The sequence below is a fragment of the Candidatus Methylolitoribacter marinus genome (assembly GCF_051853155.1).
Lineage (GTDB): Bacteria > Pseudomonadota > Gammaproteobacteria > Burkholderiales > Methylophilaceae > BACL14.
Genome location: NZ_CP124221.1, coordinates 1,090,946 through 1,107,887 on the forward strand (window position 1 = coordinate 1,090,946; position 16,942 = coordinate 1,107,887).

At 38.0% G+C, this 16,942-nt stretch carries 30 protein-coding genes; all 30 read right to left on the reverse strand.

Translation table 11 applies throughout. From position 1 onward, the window contains the following. Positions 1 to 14: 14 nt before the first annotated feature. The 30 genes from QFA95_RS05795 to fusA all read right to left on the reverse strand — a co-directional run bounded on the left by QFA95_RS05795 (position 15) and on the right by fusA (position 16,937). Complete coding sequence (locus tag QFA95_RS05795) at positions 15 to 998, reverse strand: DNA-directed RNA polymerase subunit alpha (RefSeq protein ID WP_486462589.1); 984 nt, start codon at positions 996 to 998, stop codon at positions 15 to 17. A gap of 24 nt (positions 999 to 1,022) precedes the next feature. After that, positions 1,023 to 1,652, reverse strand: a complete 630-nt coding sequence (rpsD, locus tag QFA95_RS05800; RefSeq protein ID WP_486462590.1) for a 30S ribosomal protein S4 — start codon at positions 1,650 to 1,652, stop codon at positions 1,023 to 1,025. 11 nt (positions 1,653 to 1,663) lie between these two features. After that, complete coding sequence (gene rpsK, locus QFA95_RS05805) at positions 1,664 to 2,053, reverse strand: 30S ribosomal protein S11 (RefSeq protein WP_009852742.1); 390 nt, start codon at positions 2,051 to 2,053, stop codon at positions 1,664 to 1,666. Between the two features lie 13 nt (positions 2,054 to 2,066). Beyond that, complete coding sequence (gene rpsM, locus QFA95_RS05810) at positions 2,067 to 2,423, reverse strand: 30S ribosomal protein S13 (protein WP_009852482.1); 357 nt, start codon at positions 2,421 to 2,423, stop codon at positions 2,067 to 2,069. Between the two features lie 78 nt (positions 2,424 to 2,501). After that, entirely contained in the window at positions 2,502 to 2,615 is a 114-nt protein-coding gene (gene rpmJ / locus QFA95_RS05815; RefSeq protein ID WP_082133082.1) for a 50S ribosomal protein L36, read from the reverse strand. A 25-nt stretch (positions 2,616 to 2,640) separates the two neighbouring features. Further along, positions 2,641 to 2,859, reverse strand: a complete 219-nt coding sequence (gene infA, locus QFA95_RS05820; RefSeq protein WP_009852171.1) for a translation initiation factor IF-1 — start codon at positions 2,857 to 2,859, stop codon at positions 2,641 to 2,643. After that, positions 2,859 to 4,175 carry a preprotein translocase subunit SecY gene (secY, locus tag QFA95_RS05825; protein WP_486462591.1) on the reverse strand — a complete coding sequence of 439 codons (1,317 nt, stop codon included), beginning with the start codon at positions 4,173 to 4,175 and terminating at the stop codon, positions 2,859 to 2,861. Before secY ends, infA begins: the two co-directional genes overlap by 1 nt. Positions 4,176 to 4,179: 4 nt before the next feature. Beyond that, positions 4,180 to 4,614, reverse strand: a complete 435-nt coding sequence (gene rplO / locus QFA95_RS05830; protein ID WP_486462592.1) for a 50S ribosomal protein L15 — start codon at positions 4,612 to 4,614, stop codon at positions 4,180 to 4,182. A 1-nt stretch (position 4,615) separates the two neighbouring features. After that, the gene (rpmD, locus tag QFA95_RS05835; RefSeq protein ID WP_486462593.1) at positions 4,616 to 4,801 is read right to left on the reverse strand and encodes a 50S ribosomal protein L30; all 186 of its coding nucleotides are present in this window, start codon (positions 4,799 to 4,801) and stop codon (positions 4,616 to 4,618) included. A gap of 5 nt (positions 4,802 to 4,806) precedes the next feature. Then, complete coding sequence (gene rpsE / locus QFA95_RS05840) at positions 4,807 to 5,319, reverse strand: 30S ribosomal protein S5 (RefSeq protein ID WP_486462594.1); 513 nt, start codon at positions 5,317 to 5,319, stop codon at positions 4,807 to 4,809. A gap of 18 nt (positions 5,320 to 5,337) precedes the next feature. After that, the gene (rplR, locus tag QFA95_RS05845; RefSeq protein ID WP_486462595.1) at positions 5,338 to 5,694 is read right to left on the reverse strand and encodes a 50S ribosomal protein L18; all 357 of its coding nucleotides are present in this window, start codon (positions 5,692 to 5,694) and stop codon (positions 5,338 to 5,340) included. 9 nt (positions 5,695 to 5,703) lie between these two features. Further along, positions 5,704 to 6,237, reverse strand: a complete 534-nt coding sequence (gene rplF, locus QFA95_RS05850; RefSeq protein ID WP_486462596.1) for a 50S ribosomal protein L6 — start codon at positions 6,235 to 6,237, stop codon at positions 5,704 to 5,706. A gap of 10 nt (positions 6,238 to 6,247) precedes the next feature. Next, positions 6,248 to 6,643 (reverse strand): 30S ribosomal protein S8, encoded by a 396-nt coding sequence (gene rpsH / locus QFA95_RS05855; RefSeq protein WP_040872433.1) that lies wholly within the window; start codon positions 6,641 to 6,643, stop codon positions 6,248 to 6,250. A gap of 9 nt (positions 6,644 to 6,652) precedes the next feature. Next, entirely contained in the window at positions 6,653 to 6,958 is a 306-nt protein-coding gene (rpsN, locus tag QFA95_RS05860) for a 30S ribosomal protein S14 (RefSeq protein ID WP_486462597.1), read from the reverse strand. A 7-nt stretch (positions 6,959 to 6,965) separates the two neighbouring features. After that, on the reverse strand, positions 6,966 to 7,505 hold the full coding sequence (gene rplE / locus QFA95_RS05865; RefSeq protein WP_486462598.1) for a 50S ribosomal protein L5: 540 nt from the start codon (positions 7,503 to 7,505) through the stop codon (positions 6,966 to 6,968). Between the two features lie 9 nt (positions 7,506 to 7,514). Beyond that, a complete protein-coding gene (rplX, locus tag QFA95_RS05870) occupies positions 7,515 to 7,832 on the reverse strand; it encodes a 50S ribosomal protein L24 (RefSeq protein ID WP_486462599.1) in 318 nt (105 codons plus the stop codon). 10 nt (positions 7,833 to 7,842) lie between these two features. Next, entirely contained in the window at positions 7,843 to 8,211 is a 369-nt protein-coding gene (gene rplN / locus QFA95_RS05875) for a 50S ribosomal protein L14 (protein ID WP_009852193.1), read from the reverse strand. A 134-nt stretch (positions 8,212 to 8,345) separates the two neighbouring features. Next, positions 8,346 to 8,615, reverse strand: coding sequence for a 30S ribosomal protein S17 (rpsQ, locus tag QFA95_RS05880; RefSeq protein ID WP_486462600.1), 270 nt, complete (start codon positions 8,613 to 8,615; stop codon positions 8,346 to 8,348). Further along, positions 8,615 to 8,809 carry a 50S ribosomal protein L29 gene (rpmC, locus tag QFA95_RS05885; RefSeq protein ID WP_486462601.1) on the reverse strand — a complete coding sequence of 65 codons (195 nt, stop codon included), beginning with the start codon at positions 8,807 to 8,809 and terminating at the stop codon, positions 8,615 to 8,617. Before rpmC ends, rpsQ begins: the two co-directional genes overlap by 1 nt. A 4-nt stretch (positions 8,810 to 8,813) precedes the next feature. Then, on the reverse strand, positions 8,814 to 9,230 hold the full coding sequence (rplP, locus tag QFA95_RS05890; protein ID WP_486462602.1) for a 50S ribosomal protein L16: 417 nt from the start codon (positions 9,228 to 9,230) through the stop codon (positions 8,814 to 8,816). Between the two features lie 2 nt (positions 9,231 to 9,232). Continuing rightward, positions 9,233 to 10,108, reverse strand: coding sequence for a 30S ribosomal protein S3 (gene rpsC / locus QFA95_RS05895; RefSeq protein ID WP_486462603.1), 876 nt, complete (start codon positions 10,106 to 10,108; stop codon positions 9,233 to 9,235). 9 nt (positions 10,109 to 10,117) lie between these two features. Beyond that, entirely contained in the window at positions 10,118 to 10,456 is a 339-nt protein-coding gene (gene rplV / locus QFA95_RS05900; protein WP_009852646.1) for a 50S ribosomal protein L22, read from the reverse strand. Positions 10,457 to 10,458: 2 nt separating this feature from the next. Continuing rightward, on the reverse strand, positions 10,459 to 10,731 hold the full coding sequence (gene rpsS / locus QFA95_RS05905) for a 30S ribosomal protein S19 (protein ID WP_486462604.1): 273 nt from the start codon (positions 10,729 to 10,731) through the stop codon (positions 10,459 to 10,461). Positions 10,732 to 10,737: 6 nt separating this feature from the next. Further along, entirely contained in the window at positions 10,738 to 11,571 is an 834-nt protein-coding gene (rplB, locus tag QFA95_RS05910; protein ID WP_486462605.1) for a 50S ribosomal protein L2, read from the reverse strand. 5 nt (positions 11,572 to 11,576) lie between these two features. After that, entirely contained in the window at positions 11,577 to 11,885 is a 309-nt protein-coding gene (rplW, locus tag QFA95_RS05915) for a 50S ribosomal protein L23 (protein ID WP_486462606.1), read from the reverse strand. After that, on the reverse strand, positions 11,882 to 12,508 hold the full coding sequence (gene rplD / locus QFA95_RS05920; RefSeq protein ID WP_486462607.1) for a 50S ribosomal protein L4: 627 nt from the start codon (positions 12,506 to 12,508) through the stop codon (positions 11,882 to 11,884). The genes rplW and rplD overlap by 4 nt, the downstream gene beginning before the upstream one ends. Beyond that, positions 12,508 to 13,158, reverse strand: a complete 651-nt coding sequence (gene rplC, locus QFA95_RS05925; protein ID WP_486462608.1) for a 50S ribosomal protein L3 — start codon at positions 13,156 to 13,158, stop codon at positions 12,508 to 12,510. Before rplC ends, rplD begins: the two co-directional genes overlap by 1 nt. 103 nt (positions 13,159 to 13,261) lie before the next feature. Further along, positions 13,262 to 13,570 carry a 30S ribosomal protein S10 gene (gene rpsJ, locus QFA95_RS05930; protein ID WP_486462609.1) on the reverse strand — a complete coding sequence of 103 codons (309 nt, stop codon included), beginning with the start codon at positions 13,568 to 13,570 and terminating at the stop codon, positions 13,262 to 13,264. A gap of 64 nt (positions 13,571 to 13,634) precedes the next feature. After that, the gene (tuf, locus tag QFA95_RS05935; RefSeq protein ID WP_486462610.1) at positions 13,635 to 14,825 is read right to left on the reverse strand and encodes an elongation factor Tu; all 1,191 of its coding nucleotides are present in this window, start codon (positions 14,823 to 14,825) and stop codon (positions 13,635 to 13,637) included. An 18-nt stretch (positions 14,826 to 14,843) separates the two neighbouring features. Then, a complete protein-coding gene (fusA, locus tag QFA95_RS05940) occupies positions 14,844 to 16,937 on the reverse strand; it encodes an elongation factor G (RefSeq protein WP_486462611.1) in 2,094 nt (697 codons plus the stop codon). Between the last annotated feature and the right edge of the window lie 5 nt (positions 16,938 to 16,942).

Sequence of the window (16,942 nt, forward strand, 5' to 3'; positions counted from 1 at the left end):
AATATTTCCAAAATTTAGTTAGTTTCAATACCTTGTGGTGGCCAATTGTCGACTTTCATACCAAGCGATAAGCCTTTAGTAGCTAATATATCTTTAATTTCATTGAGTGATTTTCTACCAAGATTTGGTGCTTTTAAGAGGTCGTTCTCCTGTCTTTGAATTAAATCACCTATGTAATAAATATTTTCTGCTTTCAAGCAATTAGCTGAGCGAACTGTTAATTCAAGATCATCCACAGGTCTTAAAAGAACAGGATCAATTTGAGGTGCTTGCTGAACTTCAACCTCAGTTAATTCACTTTCTAAATTTGCAAAAACAGATAATTGACCCATTAGAATTCTAGCGGCATCTCTGATAGCTTGTTCTGCATCAACTACACCGTTAGTTTCAACATCCATAATTAACTTATCAAGATCTGTTCTTTGTTCAACGCGAGCACTTTCAACCAAATAACTCACTTTAACAATAGGGCTAAAAGAAGCGTCAATCATTAAGTGACCAATTACATTATCCTGATCTTTATTGATACGCTGAGGAACAGGTTGATAGCCACGTCCCATTTCAACTTTAGCTTCAATATTAAGATTGCCACCTTTGTTAACATTTGCAATTACTAAATCTTTATTAACAATCTCAACGTTATGAGGAAGCTCGAAATCAGCTGCGGTCACTTCACCTTCAGAGTCTTTTTTTAAGTGAATTGTTGCTTCTGCACCGTCATGAATTTTAAGTGCAACTTTTTTTAAGTTTAATAAGATATCCACCACATCTTCTTGAACACCATCAATTGTTGAGTATTCGTGAACTACGCCATCAATTTTTACTTCTGTAATAGCAAAACCAGGAATAGAAGAGAGCAAAACTCTCCTTAATGCATTGCCTAATGTAAAACCAAAGCCACGTTCCATCGGCTCAAGAACTACCTTTGCTCTATTTGGATTAACTAAATCAACTTCAACAATTCGAGGTTTTAAGTACTCTGTTGGACTATTTTGCATAAAAATCCTTATAAAATATTTAGCTTATTTTGAATACAATTCAACAATTAAAGATTCGTTAATTGTTGGTGGTAAATCATCTCTTTGTGGTTTATTTTTAAATGTTCCAGTTAGTTTTTTAACATCGAACTCAACCCATTCAGGGAAACCTCTTTCATCGGCAGCCTCAGTTGCTGCTTTAACTCTTAACTGATTTTTAGAAGCTTCTGCAACTGCAACCTGATCACCAGGTTTAACTTGATATGACGGGATATTTACTCTATTACCATTAACGGTAATTGAATTATGCCTCACAAGCTGTCTAGATTCAGATCTAGATACTCCAATTCCCATTCTGTAAACAACGTTATCTAGTCTGGATTCTAAAAGTTGCAATAGGTTTTCACCTGTAACGCCTTTTAAACGATCTGCTTCTGCATAATATGAACGGAATTGTTTTTCTAAAATGCCGTATATTTTTCTTAATTTTTGTTTTTCACGTAATTGGACGCCGTAGTCAGACAATCTTCCACCTCGTCTTTGACCGTGTTGGCCAGGTGGGTAACTTCTTTTTTCAATTCCGCATTTGTCAGTGAAGCATTTTTCACCCTTCAGAAAAAGCTTTTCACCTTCTCTGCGGCATTGTTTACATTTTGGATCTAGGTTTCTTGCCAACTTTAATCTCCTTAAATTCTTCTTTTCTTAGGTGGTCTACAGCCGTTATGAGGAACTGGTGTAACGTCTTGAATCGCTGTAATCTTCAACCCTATTGAATTGAGTGCGCGAACTGAAGATTCTCTTCCTGGGCCAGGGCCTTTGATTCGAACTTCAACATTTTTCACTCCATACTCTTGAGCAGCTTTTCCAGCTGCTTCTGCTGCTACCTGCGCAGCAAATGGTGTACTTTTTCTAGAGCCTTTAAACCCAGCTCCACCTGAAGTAGCCCAAGATAAAGCATTACCTTGCCTATCAGTTATAGTAATAATTGTATTATTAAATGATGCATGAACGTGAGCTATGCCTTCAGCAACGTTCTTTTTAATTTTTTTCTTTACTCTAGTATTAGATTTTGCCATATCAATTTAGCCTTTATTTTTTAATAGCACGGATCGGACCTTTTCTGGTACGTGCATTTGTTTTTGTTCTTTGACCTCTAACAGGCAGCCCTCTTCTGTGTCTTTGGCCTCTATAGCAATTAAGATCCATGAGGCGCTTGATATTCATGGTAACTTCTCTTCTTAGGTCACCTTCAATCTGATATTTTGCAATCTCATTTCTTAATTTTTCAACAGCAGCATCATCTAAATCTTTGATTTTAGTTGCCGCATCAACGCCAACAGATTTACAAATGTTTTGCGCCGTTGTTCTTCCAATACCATAAATAGCTGTTAATGCTATATCTGCATGCTTATTATCTGGTACGTTTACACCTGCTATACGAGCCATAATTTCTCCAAAATATTAGGCAATTTACTAAAAATAAAGCCGTAAATTATATCAATTTTTGTGTGAATATACAATTAGTTAACCTTGTCTTTGTTTATGACGAGGGTCCTTACAAATTACTCGAACAACTCTTCTTCTTCGAATAACTTTGCAGTGTCTACACAATGCTTTTACTGATGCTCTCACTCTCATAATCTTTCCTTATTTACTCTATTTTTTACTTCTCTCTAAAAGTAATTCTGCCTTTAGTTAAATCATAAGGCGTCATCTCAACTGTAACTTTATCTCCGGGAAGTATTCGTATGTAGTTCATGCGCATCTTGCCGGATATAAAACCTAATACCTCATGTCCATTTTCTAACTTAACTTTAAAAGTTGCATTCGGTAGGTTTTCTAAAATTTCGCCCTGCATTTCTATGATATCTTCTTTAGCCATTACCTTATCATTCCTTGTTGTCCACGGAAGTTTGCTTTTTTAAGTAAACTATCATATTGATAGGACATCATTTGTGATTGCACTTGCGTCATAAAATCCATTGCAACAACTACAATAATCAACAATGACGTTCCACCAAAATAAAATGGGGTATTAAACTTTAAAATTAAAAACTCAGGAAACAAACAAACCAAAGTAATATATATTGCACCGACAAGCGTTAATCTACCCATTATGGTGTCAATAAATTTTGCTGTTTGCTCTCCTGGTCTTATACCAGGAACAAAAGCACCTGCTCTTTTTAAATTGTCAGCAGTTTCCTTAGGATTGAACTGAAGAGCAGTGTAAAAATAACAGAAAAAGACAATAGCAACAGCAAACAGAAAAATATAAATTGGTTGACCGGGCGACAACAGTGCAGAAATATCTTTTAACCAAAAGAAACTTTCATTTGATCCAAACCACCCAGCGATTGTAGCAGGGAAAAGAATTACACTTGATGCAAAAATTGCTGGAATTACTCCAGCTTGATTAATTTTAAGAGGCAAATGAGATGACTGACCACCATAAAGTTTGTTACCGACCTGCCTCTTAGCATAGTTAATAGTGATTCTTCTCTGAGCTCTTTCAATGAAAACCACTATCGCAGTGACAAGCACTACTGCAGCAATCAAGAAAAACACCAATGGAATTGAATAAGCGCCTGTTCTAGCAAGTTCTAAGGTGTTTCCAAGAGCGCTCGGTAGTCCAGCAACAATTCCAGCAAAAATAATCATGGAAATACCATTTCCTATTCCACGAGATGTAATCTGGGTTCCGAGCCATACTAGGAACATTGTTCCAGTAACCAATGTCAGCATAGCAGTAATACGAAACATAAAACCAGGATCAAGAACTAGGCCAGGTTGCGCTTCCAGTGCCACAGAAATACCAAGTGATTGAAATGCTGCGAGCACTAATGTACCTTGAATTGTATATTTGGCAATTTTTTCTTGTCCACTTTTTCCTTCTTTTTTTAATTCTTTTAAAGCGGGGGACATTGCTTGCAGAAGATTCATAATGATTGAAGCTGAAATATAAGGCATTATTCCTAAAGCAAATACAGTAAACCTACTTAGAGCTCCGCCAGAAAACATATTAAACATGCCTAAAATGCCGCCACTTTGACTGTCAAATAATTTCTTTAATTCTAGAGGATCAATCCCTGGAACAGGGATATGTGCGCCAAGACGAAAAACAATAAGAGCACCTAATAGGAATAAAATTCTACTCTTTAACTCTGACATACCGCTAAAATTTAAAGGATTTTGTGCCATTATCTTAGGATTCTATTTTCCCACCGGCAGCCTCAATCGCTTCTTTAGCTCCCTTAGTAACACCTAGGCCAGAAATGGTGTATTTATTTTTAACTTCACCGGATAAAAATATTTTTACTGACAAAGCTAACTCAGAAACAAGATTTTCTTTTTTAAGAGTTAATAAATCAATTTTTCCAGCAGGAAGTTTATTTAACTCGGATGTTCTAATTTGGTCCTTGTAATCTTTTTGCAATGATTTGAAACCTCTCTTTGGGAGCCTTCTTTGAATTGGCATTTGACCACCTTCAAAACCTACAGCCACAGAACCGCCCGCTCTAGATTTTTGGCCCTTATGACCACGGCCTGCGGTTTTACCAAACCCAGATCCTATACCCCTTCCAACCCTTTTAGCTGATGGATTTGATCCTTCTGATGGTTTAAGTGTATTAAGTTTCATATTAATTCTCTACTCTTAATAAATAATTAACTGAATTAATCATGCCTCTTACTTCCGGGCTATCAACTAATTCAACAGTATGATTGATTTTTCTCAAGCCTAAACCTTTGATGGTTGCAGTGTGTTTTTTACCTGCCCCAATAGTACTTTTTACTTGCGTTACTTTGATTGTTTTATCCTTAGCCATTTTAATCAACCTCTAATTTCTTCAACTGTTTTTCCGCGTTTAGCTGCAATCTCAGATGGTGTATTCATATTTGCTAAACCATTTAGTGTTGCTCGAACAATATTGTATGGGTTTGATGATCCAAAGCTTTTAGCAGTAACGTTATGCATTCCCATCACTTCAAAAATTGCTCGCATCGCCCCACCCGCAATTATTCCTGTACCTTCAGTAGCTGGTTGAATCAAAACTTTTGCAGCACCATGTTTACCAATAACCGCATGCTGAAGAGTGCCAGTTTTAGTAAGATTAACCTTTAACATACCTCTTTTAGCTTCTTCCATTGCTTTTTGCACTGCTAATGGAACCTCACGAGCTTTACCCTTACCCATTCCGATTGATCCATCACCATCACCAACAACCGTTAATGCGGCAAAACTCATAATACGACCACCTTTAACAACCTTGGTGACACGATTAACTGTGATCATCTTTTCTTTAAGACCGTCTGTTTGTTGTTGTAATCCTTGATCTTGAGCCATAGTTTATTTCCTAATATTTTAGAATTTAAGTCCGTTTTCTCTAGCTGCATCAGCTAGAGCCTTTATTCTTCCGTGATATCTGTATCCGGAGCGATCAAAAGCAACATCTTCAATGCCTGCTTTTTTAGCTTTCTCAGCAATTCTTTTTCCTATCTCAGCTGCAGCAGCAATGTCACTTGTCTTTTTTAGTTTTTTTCTCATATCCGCTTCAACTGTAGACGCGCTAGCAAGGACCTTATTGGTTGCTCCATCTATAACTTGCGCATAAATGTTCAAGTTAGACCGATAAACGGTCAATCTTGTACGACCTAATTCTGCAATCTTAGCTCTAGTCTTTCTTGATCTTCTGATTCTTGATTGTTCTTTATTAACCATAATTAATCCTTATTGTTTCTTAGCTTCTTTCATAACAACATGCTCATCAGCATAACGGACACCTTTGCCTTTATATGGCTCTGGTGGTCTATAGCGTCTAATCTCAGCAGCAACTTGACCAACAACTTGCTTGTTAGGACCCTTGATAACAAGTTCTGTTGGAGATGCTGCCTGAGCAGTTATGCCTTCAGGAAGGTCATGAATGATTTGATGCGAGAAACCTAAATCCAAGTTGACTTTATTGCCTTGGACTTGAGCTTTGTATCCAACACCGATTAATGTAAGTTTCTTTTCAAATCCGGCTGATACCCCAGTTACCATGTTATTCACTAATGATCTCAAAGTTCCTGACATTGACTTAGCAAATTTTGATTCATTATTAACTTGAAATGTCAGGACATTGTCTTCTTTGTTAATTTTCACATCACCTGTTAATGACTGACTTAATTCTCCTAATGGACCTTTAACAAGAACATTATCTTGAGATATAACAACCTCAACCTTTTCCGGAATATTGACTGGCGAATTAGCTATTCTTGACATATTATTCTCCTTATGAAACGTAGCAGAGAATCTCGCCACCGATACCGGCAGATCTTGCTTTAATATCTGTCATTACGCCTTTAGAGGTAGTTACAATAGCAACACCCAAACCATTCATTACTTTAGGAAGGTTTTCGGCCCCTTTATAAATTCTCAAACCAGGTTTACTAATTCTCTCTATTTTTTCAATCACTGGTCGTCCAGCATAATATTTCAACTCAACGGTCAATGTTGGTTTGCCATTATTTTCACTGGTACTGAAGTCTTCAATATAACCTTCATCCTTAAGAACTTCGGCAATAGACTTTTTTAATTTTGATGCTGGCATAGAAACATGAACTTTATTAGTCATTTGTCCGTTCCTAATTCTTGTCAACATATCTGCTATAGGGTCATGCATACTCATAATGTTCTCCTACCAACTCGCTTTAATGACGCCAGGAACTTCTCCCGCCATCATTAAATCTCTAAGTTTTCCACGTGCGATTCCAAACTTTCTAAAAGTGCCGCGTGGTCTACCAGTTAAAGCACATCTATTTCTCAATCTTACTGGGCTAGAATTTTTTGGTAGTGATGCCAATTTAGCTCGAGCCTCAATTTTTTGCTCGATAGTAGATTTTGAGCTTTTAATAATTTCATTTAATTCAGCGCGTTTAGTCTTAAATTTATCAACCATCTTGCGGCGCTTGATTTCACGTTCTGTCATACATTTTTTAGCCATATTCGTGTTACCCTCTAAATGGAAAACTAAATGCTGACAATAAACCCTTGGCTTCATCGTCAGTTTTAGCTGAAGTTGTTATAGTAATATTCATTCCTCTCAACGCATCGATTTTGTCATATTCAATTTCAGGAAAGATGATTTGTTCTTTGATACCCATGTTGTAATTGCCTCTTCCATCAAAAGATTTAGCAGAAATTCCTCTAAAGTCTCTAATTCGTGGAATTGCTATTGAAATAAGGCGATCTAAAAATGTATACATGTTATTTTTACGGAGTGTTACCTTGCAACCCACAGGATAATCATCACGGATCTTAAAACCAGCAATTGATTTTTTTGCTTTAGTAACTAAAGGTTTTTGACCAGCAATTTTTTCTAAATCACTAACCGCATTTTCCATTACTTTTTTGTCAGCAACAGCTTCGCCTACACCCATGTTAAGTGTAATTTTTTCAATCCTAGGAACTTCCATTACTGATTTGTAATTAAATTGATCCATTAATTGCTTAACAACTGTTTCTTCATAATATTTTTTTAAACGAGCCATATCTTATCCTTAAACGTCAATCGCTTCATCGTTTGATTTAAATACCCTGATCTTCTTCCCATCCTTCAGAGTTTTAAAAATAACCTTATCGGCCTTGTTAGTCTTACTATTGAGAATAGCCACGTTAGAGATGTCGAGTGGACGTTCTTGACTAACAATACCACCTTGAACACCTAGATTTGGATTGGGAGAAACATGTTTTTTTACCATGTTGATACCTTCTACCAAAACCTTGCCATTCGCAAGAATTGAAGAAACAATACCATCTTTCCCTTTATCTTTACCTGTATTAATGAACACTTTGTCGCCTTTACGAATCTTATTCACTGTTTACTCCTTATATAACTTCCGGTGCTAATGAAACAATTTTCATAAACTTTTCTGTTCTTAGTTCTCTTGTAACAGGACCGAAAATACGTGTGCCAATAGGCTCTAATTTATTGTTTAATAAAACAGCTGCATTACCATCGAATTTAATTAAGGAGCCATCAGGTCTTCTTACACCTTTGGCTGTACGAACAACAACTGCATCGTAGACTTCACCCTTTTTAACTCTTCCTCGAGGCATAGCTTCTTTGACACTGACTTTAATAATGTCTCCAACGCTAGCATAACGGCGTTTTGAACCACCAAGAACCTTAATGCACTGAACGGAACGTGCACCAGTGTTATCGGCAACCTCTAATTTTGATTGCATTTGTATCATGAAATATTCTCCAACTTAATCCGCTATTTCAACCCAGTCTAACTAACTGCTTTTACGGTCAGTATTGGGGTGCTAGCATGCACCACTTAAAAAAAGACGCAAATTTTATAATATTTGCTTGTAAAAAACAAGTATTAATTAATCTGCGGCGCTTTTGATAAAACTTTTGTAACTACCCATGTTTTCGTTTTTGACATTGGTTTGGATTCAGCAATTTCTACTAAATCTCCTTCACCAATTTCATTTTTTTCATCATGAGCATGAAATTTATTAGACAGTTTAATCACTTTACCAACCACCGGATGCTTTACTGTTCTCTCAACTAGTACGGTGACAGTCTTGTCCATTTTGTTACTCAGAACCTTACCTTGCATAGTTCTAATATTTTTTTGAGCTTCAACCATTATTCAGCCTCCACTTTTTCAGCCATTACATGTTTAATACGAGTAATATCTTTTTTAATTTTAGATATTTGATCAGTTTTATTTGACTGCTGCATTGTTAATTGCATTTTTGCGTTAAATTGTGCTTTTCTCAATTCAATTAACTCTTTACCCAGATCTTCAACAGATTTTTTTCTTAATTCAACAGCTTTCATTCAACTAACCTCCAATGTGTCTTGTTATAAATGTTGTTTGCACTGGAAGTTTAGCAGCTGCAAGCCTAAAGGCCTCTCTCGCTAATTCTTCAGGTACACCATCCATTTCATACAACATTTTTCCAGGTTTGATTTCAGCAACATAATACTCAACGCTGCCTTTACCTTTACCCATTCGAACCTCAGCAGGTTTTTTTGAAATCGGCTTATCTGGGAACATACGTATCCATACGCGGCCGCCCCTCTTGATATGTCTCGTCATCACTCTTCGAGCCGCCTCAATCTGACGAGCTGTAATTCGTCCGCGAGTAACCGCTTTCAGACCGAATTCACCAAAACTGACTTTATTACCAGTAGTTGCTATACCAGTATTTCTGCCTTTATGTTGTTTTCTAAATTTTTGTTTTGCTGGTTGTAACATAATTAAGCCTCGTTATTCTCTTTGCTTGAATCTTCATTTGAAGACTCTGTGGTGTCAGCTTTATCTGTGACTACAGGTTCCTCTTTTACTTCCGTTTTCTTTGTCGCAGCTTTTACTGTTGTTTTCTTTGTCGCAGCTTTTACTGTTGTTTTCTTTGTTGCAGGTTTAGCTGCTTTTTTTGCTGGTTTATTGTCATCTGCCGGTAAATCACTAACACGATCTTTTGCAATCGGCGATGAAACTTTATCGTCTTGGAACACCTCACCTTTATAAATCCAAACTTTAATCCCAATAATTCCATATTGTGTTTGAGCTCTAGCTACACCATAATCAATATCCGCTCTCAATGTATGAAGTGGTACTCTTCCTTCGCGATACCATTCTGATCTAGCAATTTCGATACCATTTAGTCTTCCAGAACTCATGATTTTTATACCCTGAGCACCAAGTCTCATAGCATTTTGTATCGCTCTTTTCATAGCTCTTCTAAACTGCACACGTTTTTCAAGTTGTTGAGCAATACTCTGAGCAATTAAAGTAGCATCGATTTCAGGTTTTCTAACTTCTTCAATGTTAAGTTGAACAGGAATTCCCATTAATCCTTGAAGGTCTGAACGAAGGTTCTCAATATCCTCACCTTTTTTACCAATAACAATACCTGGTCTGGCAGTCATGATTGTTACTTTCGCATTTTTTGCTGGACGCTCAATGATAATTTTACTGACCGCGGCATTAGCTAGCTTTTTATTTAAAAATTCTCTCACTTTAATATCATTGTTTAAAAATACAGGGAAATTTTTAGTGCTAGTAAACCATTTAGACGACCAGTTCTTTTGAACACCTAAACGAAAACCAATTGGATTAATTTTTTGACCCATAATTCTCTCTTAACTTCCTACTGTCACTTTAATGTGACATGTTGGTTTAATAATTCTTCCAGCACGGCCTTTAGCGCGGGCTCGAATCCTTTTAAAAACCATACCTTTATCAACAGTGATGGTTTTAACTTTTAATTCGTCGATATCAGCGCCATTATTATTTTCGGCGTTGGCGATAGCAGATTCGACAACTTTCTTGATAATTTCAGCGCCTTTTTTTGGGCTAAAAGTCAGAATGTTTAAAGCATTATCAACTTTTTTTCCTCGGACCTGATCAGCAACAAGGCGGGCTTTCTGAGGAGAAATTCTCACACCTCTTAAGATTGCAGAAACTTCATTTGTAGCCATAATTATTTCGCCTTCCTGTCGCCGGAGTGACCTTTAAAAGTTCTTGTTGCAGCAAATTCACCTAGTTTATGTCCAACCATATTTTCCGTGATTAATACTGGAACATGTTGTCTACCGTTGTGAACTGCAATGGTTAAACCGATAAAGCTAGGTAAAATCATTGATCTTCTTGACCAAGTCTTAATTGGTTTTCTATCTCTCGTTTCTTGAGCAACATCTACTTTCTTGGATAGATGCGCATCAACAAAAGGTCCTTTTTTAATTGATCTTGACATAATTAATTACCTCTTATTAGCCGGTCTGCGGCTAACTCTCATGTTATCAGTACGTTTGTTATTTCTAGTTCTGTATCCCTTCGTTGGAACACCCCATGGACTTACTGGATGACGTCCACCAGAAGTTCGTCCTTCACCACCGCCATGTGGGTGATCAACTGGGTTCATCACAACACCTCGAACAGTCGGTCTCACGCCTCTCCATCGAACAGCGCCAGCTTTTCCAAGTTTTCTTAATGAGTGTTCATCGTTTCCTACTTCACCAATTGTTGCAATACAATTAATGTGGACTTTTCTCACTTCACCCGATCTTAAACGAAGCTGAGCATATTCACCCTCTCTAGCTAAAAGCTGAACAGATGTTCCGGCTGATCGAGCAATTTGAGCACCCTTACCCGGTTTAAGCTCGACGCAATGAATAGTTGTACCTACAGGGATATTCTTAATTGGCATCGCGTTACCGGTTTTAATTGGAGCAACTTGACCAGTTAATATTTCTGTTCCAACATCAAGACCACGAGGAGCAACAATGTATCGTCTTTCTCCATCGGCATAGCACAAAAGAGCTAAGCGTGAACTTCTGTTAGGATCGTATTCAATACGTTCAACTTTGGCAGGAATGTCATGCTTGTTACGCTTAAAATCAACAATACGGATGTGGTGTTTATGGCCACCTCCACGATGACGAACAGTTATTCGACCGTTATTATTTCTTCCAGACTTTTGAATTTTCTTTTCAAGCAGAGGAGCGTGTGGTTTACCTTTATGTAAACCATCAGTCACTACTTTTTGTAATCCTCTTTGTCCTGGCGTTGTAGGTTTAACTTTTAAAATAGACATATTCGTTAATCTCCAACAAAGTTAATTTCTTGACCAGGCTTAAGTGATACGTAAGCTTTTTTCCAGTCAGCGCGTTTACCAAAATTGTTACCACGTCTTTTAGTTTTACCCTTCATATTAAGAAGATTAACTGCAGTAACTTCAACTTTAAACATTAATTCAACTGCTTCTTTCACTTGATCCTTGGTTGCTGATTTTCTTACTTTAAACGCTACTTGGTTAAATTTATCAGCCACATAAGTTGCTTTTTCAGTGATTTGTGGAGCAACAACTGCATTAAGTGTTTGGCTGTTTTTAATTGTTAGTTCACTCATGCAAACATCTCCTCAATAGTTTTAAGTGCTTGCTCAGTAACGATTACTTTTGAGAAATGAACAAGACTTACAGGATCGATATATCTAGCTTCCACAACAAGAGCTGTCGGAATGTTTCTTGATGATAAATATAAATTTTCATCAAACTCATTCGTGATTACTAAAACATTGTTTTCAATATTAAAGTTTTTAATTAGCTCGTTGAAAGACTTAGTTTTTGGCTTATCCACTTTGAATTCCTCAACTACCGTAAGACGATCTTGGCGAACCAATTCAGAAAAGATAGATTTCATTCCTGCACGATAAGCTTTTTTATTTACTTTCTTAGAATAATTTTCATCAGGGCGATTTGGGAATGCACGGCCACCAGATCTCCAAATAGGGCTAGAAGTCATACCTGCACGAGCATTACCTGTTCCCTTTTGTCTAAAAGGTTTTCTTGTGCTGTGTTTAACTTCAGCTCTTGTTTTTTGAGCTCGGGTTGCTACACGAGCATTCGCCATATAAGACACTACTAATTGATGAACTAATGATTCTTTAAAATCAGCAGCAAAAATAGCATCGGATGCCTTAACTTTTTTTGTAGATGCCTTACCTTTGTTATCGACTAATTTAATATCCATTATTTAGTCTCCTTTGCTTTTACTGCAGGCTTGATTGTTACATTAGAACCAGCAGAGCCAGGGACTGCACCCTTAATCATAATCAGATTTCTATTTTCATCTACTCTAATCACTTCAAGATTTTGCGTTGTTCTCGTAACTGCACCCAAATGCCCAGCCATTTTCTTACCTTTGAAAACCCGGCCTGGATCTTGACACATACCTGTTGAACCAGGAGCATTATGTGAAATGGAGTTACCGTGTGTTGCTCGCTGCGAGCGAAAGTGATGGCGTTTAATTCCGCCCTGGAAACCCTTACCAATTGTAGTACCAGTAATGTCCACTTTTTGGCCCGCCTCAAAAATTGAGACTTTTAATTCGCCGCCTAATTGGAAGTTATTTAATTCATCACCAGTAACTCTGAATTCTTTGAGTCCGTCAATCGAATCAACACCAGCCTTAGCTAAGTGTCCTTTAATTGACTTGTTTAATTTTGAAGATTTTGAATTGCCATAGGACACTTGAAGTCCATTATAGCCATTATCATCAATTTTTTTGATCTGTGTCACTTTGTTAGGAACAACCTCAAGTACTGTGACAGGAACACTGTTTCCGTCCTCAGTAAATAAGCGAGTCATCCCCACTTTGCGACCAACAAGCCCTAAGCTCATGATCTTTTCCTTTATCTTATTATTATTAAAAAAACTAATTACAATTGATTAGTTTCTGCTTTATTACAATTAAGAGCGTGAATTATACAGAACTCTTAAAATATTACAACTTGATTTCAACATCCACACCTGCAGCCAGTTCTAGTTTCATTAGAGCGTCTACAGTTTTATCAGTTGGATCTAGAATGTCCATTAATCTTAAATGAGTACGGATTTCAAACTGATCTCTTGATTTTTTATTTACGTGCGGTGAACGAAGTAAGTCATATCTCTCTTTTTTCGTAGGTAAAGGAATAGGTCCTTTAACAACAGCTCCAGTACGTTTTGCTGTATCAACAATTTCCTGAGCTGATTGATCAATTAACTTATAATCAAAAGCCTTTAATCTAATTCTAATTTTTTGGTTTTGCATTTCCATTTACCTTTCAAAGAACGAACGCCCCACAAAAAGTGAGGCGCTTTTTAATTTTTATTTTTTACTCAACAATCTTTGCAACAACACCCGCACCAACGGTACGGCCACCTTCACGGATAGCGAAGCGTAAGCCTTCTTCCATCGCGATCGGAGCAATTAATGTTGCTGTAATCGATACGTTATCGCCTGGCATTACCATTTCTGTTCCTTCTGGTAACTCCACTGCGCCTGTTACGTCTGTTGTTCTAAAATAGAACTGCGGACGATATCCATTGAAGAACGGAGTGTGTCGACCGCCTTCATCTTTACTTAAGCAGTAAATTTCAGCAGTAAATTTCGTGTGTGGTGTAATTGAACCTGGTTTCGCAAGCACTTGGCCACGTTCAACATCTTCACGTTTTGTACCTCTTAAAAGTACACCCACGTTGTCGCCTGCTTGACCTTCATCAAGTAACTTACGGAACATTTCTACACCAGTACAAACTGTTTTTTCAGTTGCTTTAATACCAACGATTTCAATCTCTTCGTTAACTTTAACAATGCCACGCTCCACACGGCCAGTCACCACAGTGCCTCGACCAGAGATAGAGAACACGTCCTCTACTGGCATCAAGAAGGTACCATCCACTGCACGTTCTGGCGTTGGGATGTAAGAGTCAAGTGCTTCTGCAAGTTTAAGAATTGCTGGCTCACCAATCTCAGATTGGTCACCTTCAAGAGCTTTAAGAGCAGAGCCCATGATAATTGGAGTGTCGTCACCTGGGAATTCGTATTTATTTAATAAGTCACGAACTTCCATTTCGACTAATTCGAGTAATTCTTTGTCATCCACCATATCAGCTTTGTTAAGGAATACAACGATGTATGGCACACCCACTTGGCGTGATAAAAGGATGTGTTCACGAGTTTGTGGCATTGGGCCGTCAGCTGCAGAACATACAAGAATCGCACCATCCATTTGAGCAGCGCCGGTAATCATGTTTTTTACATAATCCGCGTGGCCTGGGCAATCAACGTGAGCATAATGGCGTGATTCAGTTTCGTATTCAACGTGTGCAGTATTAATCGTAATACCACGAGCTCTTTCTTCAGGAGCTGAATCAATCGCTGCATAATCTTTAGCTTCACCACCGAACTTCTTAGTCAGAATCGTTGTGATTGCAGCTGTTAATGTTGTTTTACCATGGTCCACGTGGCCAATTGTGCCGACGTTGACATGGGGTTTGGTACGCTCAAATTTACCTTTAGCCATAATATATTCCTTAAAAAATTACTCTTTGTTCATAATTGCTTCAGCCACATTTCTTGGAGCTTCAGCATAATGTTTAAATTCCATTGAGTATGTTGCTCTACCCTGACTCAATGACCTTAATGTTGTTGAATAACCAAACATTTCTGATAAAGGCACTTCAACAGTAATTACTTTTCCAGTGGCGTTGTCACCCATCCCTTGTACAATTCCACGTCGAGATGACAGGTCCCCCATAACATCTCCCATGTATTCTTCAGGTGTTTCAACTTCAACTGCCATCATTGGCTCAAGAATCACAGGATCAGCTTTTCTACATGCATCCTTAAATGCAAACGAGGCAGCCATCTTAAATGCGTTTTCGTTTGAATCCACATCATGGTATGAGCCGTCATATAAGGTTACTTTAACATCTTCAATTGGATAGCCGGCAAGAACACCGGCAACAATCGTCTCTTGTAGTCCTTTATCAACGGCCGGAATAAATTCACGAGGCACGGTACCGCCTTTAATGGCGTCAACAAATTCATAACCCTTGCCTTGGTCATTTGGCTCAACTTTTAACCAAACGTGTCCGTATTGACCTTTACCACCAGACTGTTTAACAAACTTACCTTCAGCATCAACAGATTTTTTGATCGCTTCACGGTATGCAACCTGAGGTGAACCAATATTGGCTTCCACGTTGAATTCTCTCTTCATACGGTCAACCAAAATTTCTAAGTGAAGTTCACCCATACCTGAAATGATGGTCTGATTTGTTTCTTCATCTGTTTTAACTCTAAATGATGGGTCTTCTTGCGCTAATCTATTTAAAGCAATACCCATTTTTTCTTGGTCAGCCTTTGTTTTTGGCTCAACTGCAACGTGGATGACTGGGTCTGGGAAAATCATTCTTTCAAGAACAATATCTTTACCCACAGCACATAAAGTATCACCAGTGGTAACATCTTTGAGGCCAACAGCCGCAGCGATATCACCAGCACGCACCTCTTTAATCTCTTCTCTTGAGTTGGCGTGCATCTGGAGAATTCGGCCTAAACGTTCTTTTTTCCCTTTGACAGCATTTTGAACTGAGTCACCAGCATTAATAACTCCAGAATAAACCCTGAAGAACGTGAGTGATCCCACAAACGGGTCAGTCATGATTTTGAATGCAAGTGCTGAAAAAGGTTCTTCATCACCAGGTTTACGTGACATCTCTTTTTCACCTGAAATATCAGTCCCCTTAATCGCTGGAACATCAACAGGTGATGGCATTAATTCAATAACTTTATCAAGCATGGCCTGAACGCCCTTATTTTTAAAAGCAGAGCCAAGCATCATTGGAACAATTTCGTTCCCAATCGTACGTAATCTTAAACCTTCAATAATTTCCGCTTCAGATAAGTCACCAGTTTCAAGATATTTATTCATTAATTCTTCATTTGCTTCAGCAGCCGTTTCAACTAAATCGCTTCTCCACTTATTGCAGGTGTCAATCAAGTCAGCTGGAATATCTCGATAATCAAACTTCATACCCATTGAAGACTCATCCCAATAGATTGCCTGCATCTTAATAAGGTCTACAACACCTTCAAACGTTTCTGCAGCTCCGATTGGAACTTGTAATGGAATAGGGTTAGCCTTGAGTCTTAATTTCATTTGCTCATAAACTTTGAAGAAGTCGGCGCCCATTCTATCCATCTTATTAACAAAAGCTAGACGTGGAACATTGTATTTATTTGCCTGTCTCCAAACCGTTTCTGATTGAGGCTGAACACCACCTACAGCGCAATAAACCATACATGCGCCATCTAATACTCGCATTGATCTCTCAACTTCAATTGTGAAGTCTACGTGGCCAGGAGTGTCGATAATATTGATACGGTGCTCATTAAACTGCTGGGCCATGCCAGACCAAAAGCAAGTTGTCGCGGCAGACGTAATTGTAATACCACGCTCTTGTTCTTGTTCCATCCAATCCATAGTGGCTGCTCCGTCATGCACCTCACCAATCTTATGACTGATACCAGTGTAGTAGAGAATACGCTCAGTGGTTGTAGTTTTACCAGCATCAATGTGAGCACTAATACCTATATTTCTATATCTTTCAATGGGAGTTTTACGAGCCACTTAAT

Bases quoted from the DNA above. Each gene is read 5' to 3' on its own strand.
- rplE (WP_486462598.1), bottom strand. From the start codon at position 7,505: ATGGCTCGTTTAAAAAAATATTATGAAGAAACAGTTGTTAAGCAATTA.
- rplF (WP_486462596.1), bottom strand. From the start codon at position 6,237: ATGTCAAGAATAGCTAATTCGCCAGTCAATATTCCGGAAAAGGTTGAG.
- rpsK (WP_009852742.1), bottom strand. From the start codon at position 2,053: ATGGCAAAATCTAATACTAGAGTAAAGAAAAAAATTAAAAAGAACGTT.
- rplC (WP_486462608.1), bottom strand. From the start codon at position 13,158: ATGAGCTTAGGGCTTGTTGGTCGCAAAGTGGGGATGACTCGCTTATTT.
- rpmD (WP_486462593.1), bottom strand. From the start codon at position 4,801: ATGGCTAAGGATAAAACAATCAAAGTAACGCAAGTAAAAAGTACTATT.
- rplB (WP_486462605.1), bottom strand. From the start codon at position 11,571: ATGTCTATTTTAAAAGTTAAACCTACAACGCCAGGACAAAGAGGATTA.
- rplD (WP_486462607.1), bottom strand. From the start codon at position 12,508: ATGGATATTAAATTAGTCGATAACAAAGGTAAGGCATCTACAAAAAAA.
- rplV (WP_009852646.1), bottom strand. From the start codon at position 10,456: ATGGCTACAAATGAAGTTTCTGCAATCTTAAGAGGTGTGAGAATTTCT.
- rplR (WP_486462595.1), bottom strand. From the start codon at position 5,694: ATGGTTAATAAAGAACAATCAAGAATCAGAAGATCAAGAAAGACTAGA.
- rpsE (WP_486462594.1), bottom strand. From the start codon at position 5,319: ATGGCTCAAGATCAAGGATTACAACAACAAACAGACGGTCTTAAAGAA.
- rpsH (WP_040872433.1), bottom strand. From the start codon at position 6,643: ATGAGTATGCATGACCCTATAGCAGATATGTTGACAAGAATTAGGAAC.
- infA (WP_009852171.1), bottom strand. From the start codon at position 2,859: ATGGCTAAAGAAGATATCATAGAAATGCAGGGCGAAATTTTAGAAAAC.
- rpsC (WP_486462603.1), bottom strand. From the start codon at position 10,108: ATGGGTCAAAAAATTAATCCAATTGGTTTTCGTTTAGGTGTTCAAAAG.
- rpmJ (WP_082133082.1), bottom strand. From the start codon at position 2,615: ATGAGAGTGAGAGCATCAGTAAAAGCATTGTGTAGACACTGCAAAGTT.
- rpsM (WP_009852482.1), bottom strand. From the start codon at position 2,423: ATGGCTCGTATAGCAGGTGTAAACGTACCAGATAATAAGCATGCAGAT.
- rpmC (WP_486462601.1), bottom strand. From the start codon at position 8,809: ATGAAAGCTGTTGAATTAAGAAAAAAATCTGTTGAAGATCTGGGTAAA.
- tuf (WP_486462610.1), bottom strand. From the start codon at position 14,825: ATGGCTAAAGGTAAATTTGAGCGTACCAAACCCCATGTCAACGTCGGC.
- QFA95_RS05795 (WP_486462589.1), bottom strand. From the start codon at position 998: ATGCAAAATAGTCCAACAGAGTACTTAAAACCTCGAATTGTTGAAGTT.
- rpsJ (WP_486462609.1), bottom strand. From the start codon at position 13,570: ATGCAAAACCAAAAAATTAGAATTAGATTAAAGGCTTTTGATTATAAG.
- rplW (WP_486462606.1), bottom strand. From the start codon at position 11,885: ATGAGTGAACTAACAATTAAAAACAGCCAAACACTTAATGCAGTTGTT.
- rplP (WP_486462602.1), bottom strand. From the start codon at position 9,230: ATGTTACAACCAGCAAAACAAAAATTTAGAAAACAACATAAAGGCAGA.
- rplO (WP_486462592.1), bottom strand. From the start codon at position 4,614: ATGAAACTTAATACACTTAAACCATCAGAAGGATCAAATCCATCAGCT.
- rpsN (WP_486462597.1), bottom strand. From the start codon at position 6,958: ATGGCTAAAAAATGTATGACAGAACGTGAAATCAAGCGCCGCAAGATG.
- rpsS (WP_486462604.1), bottom strand. From the start codon at position 10,731: ATGTCAAGATCAATTAAAAAAGGACCTTTTGTTGATGCGCATCTATCC.
- rpsQ (WP_486462600.1), bottom strand. From the start codon at position 8,615: ATGGTTGAAGCTCAAAAAAATATTAGAACTATGCAAGGTAAGGTTCTG.
- rplN (WP_009852193.1), bottom strand. From the start codon at position 8,211: ATGATACAAATGCAATCAAAATTAGAGGTTGCCGATAACACTGGTGCA.
- secY (WP_486462591.1), bottom strand. From the start codon at position 4,175: ATGGCACAAAATCCTTTAAATTTTAGCGGTATGTCAGAGTTAAAGAGT.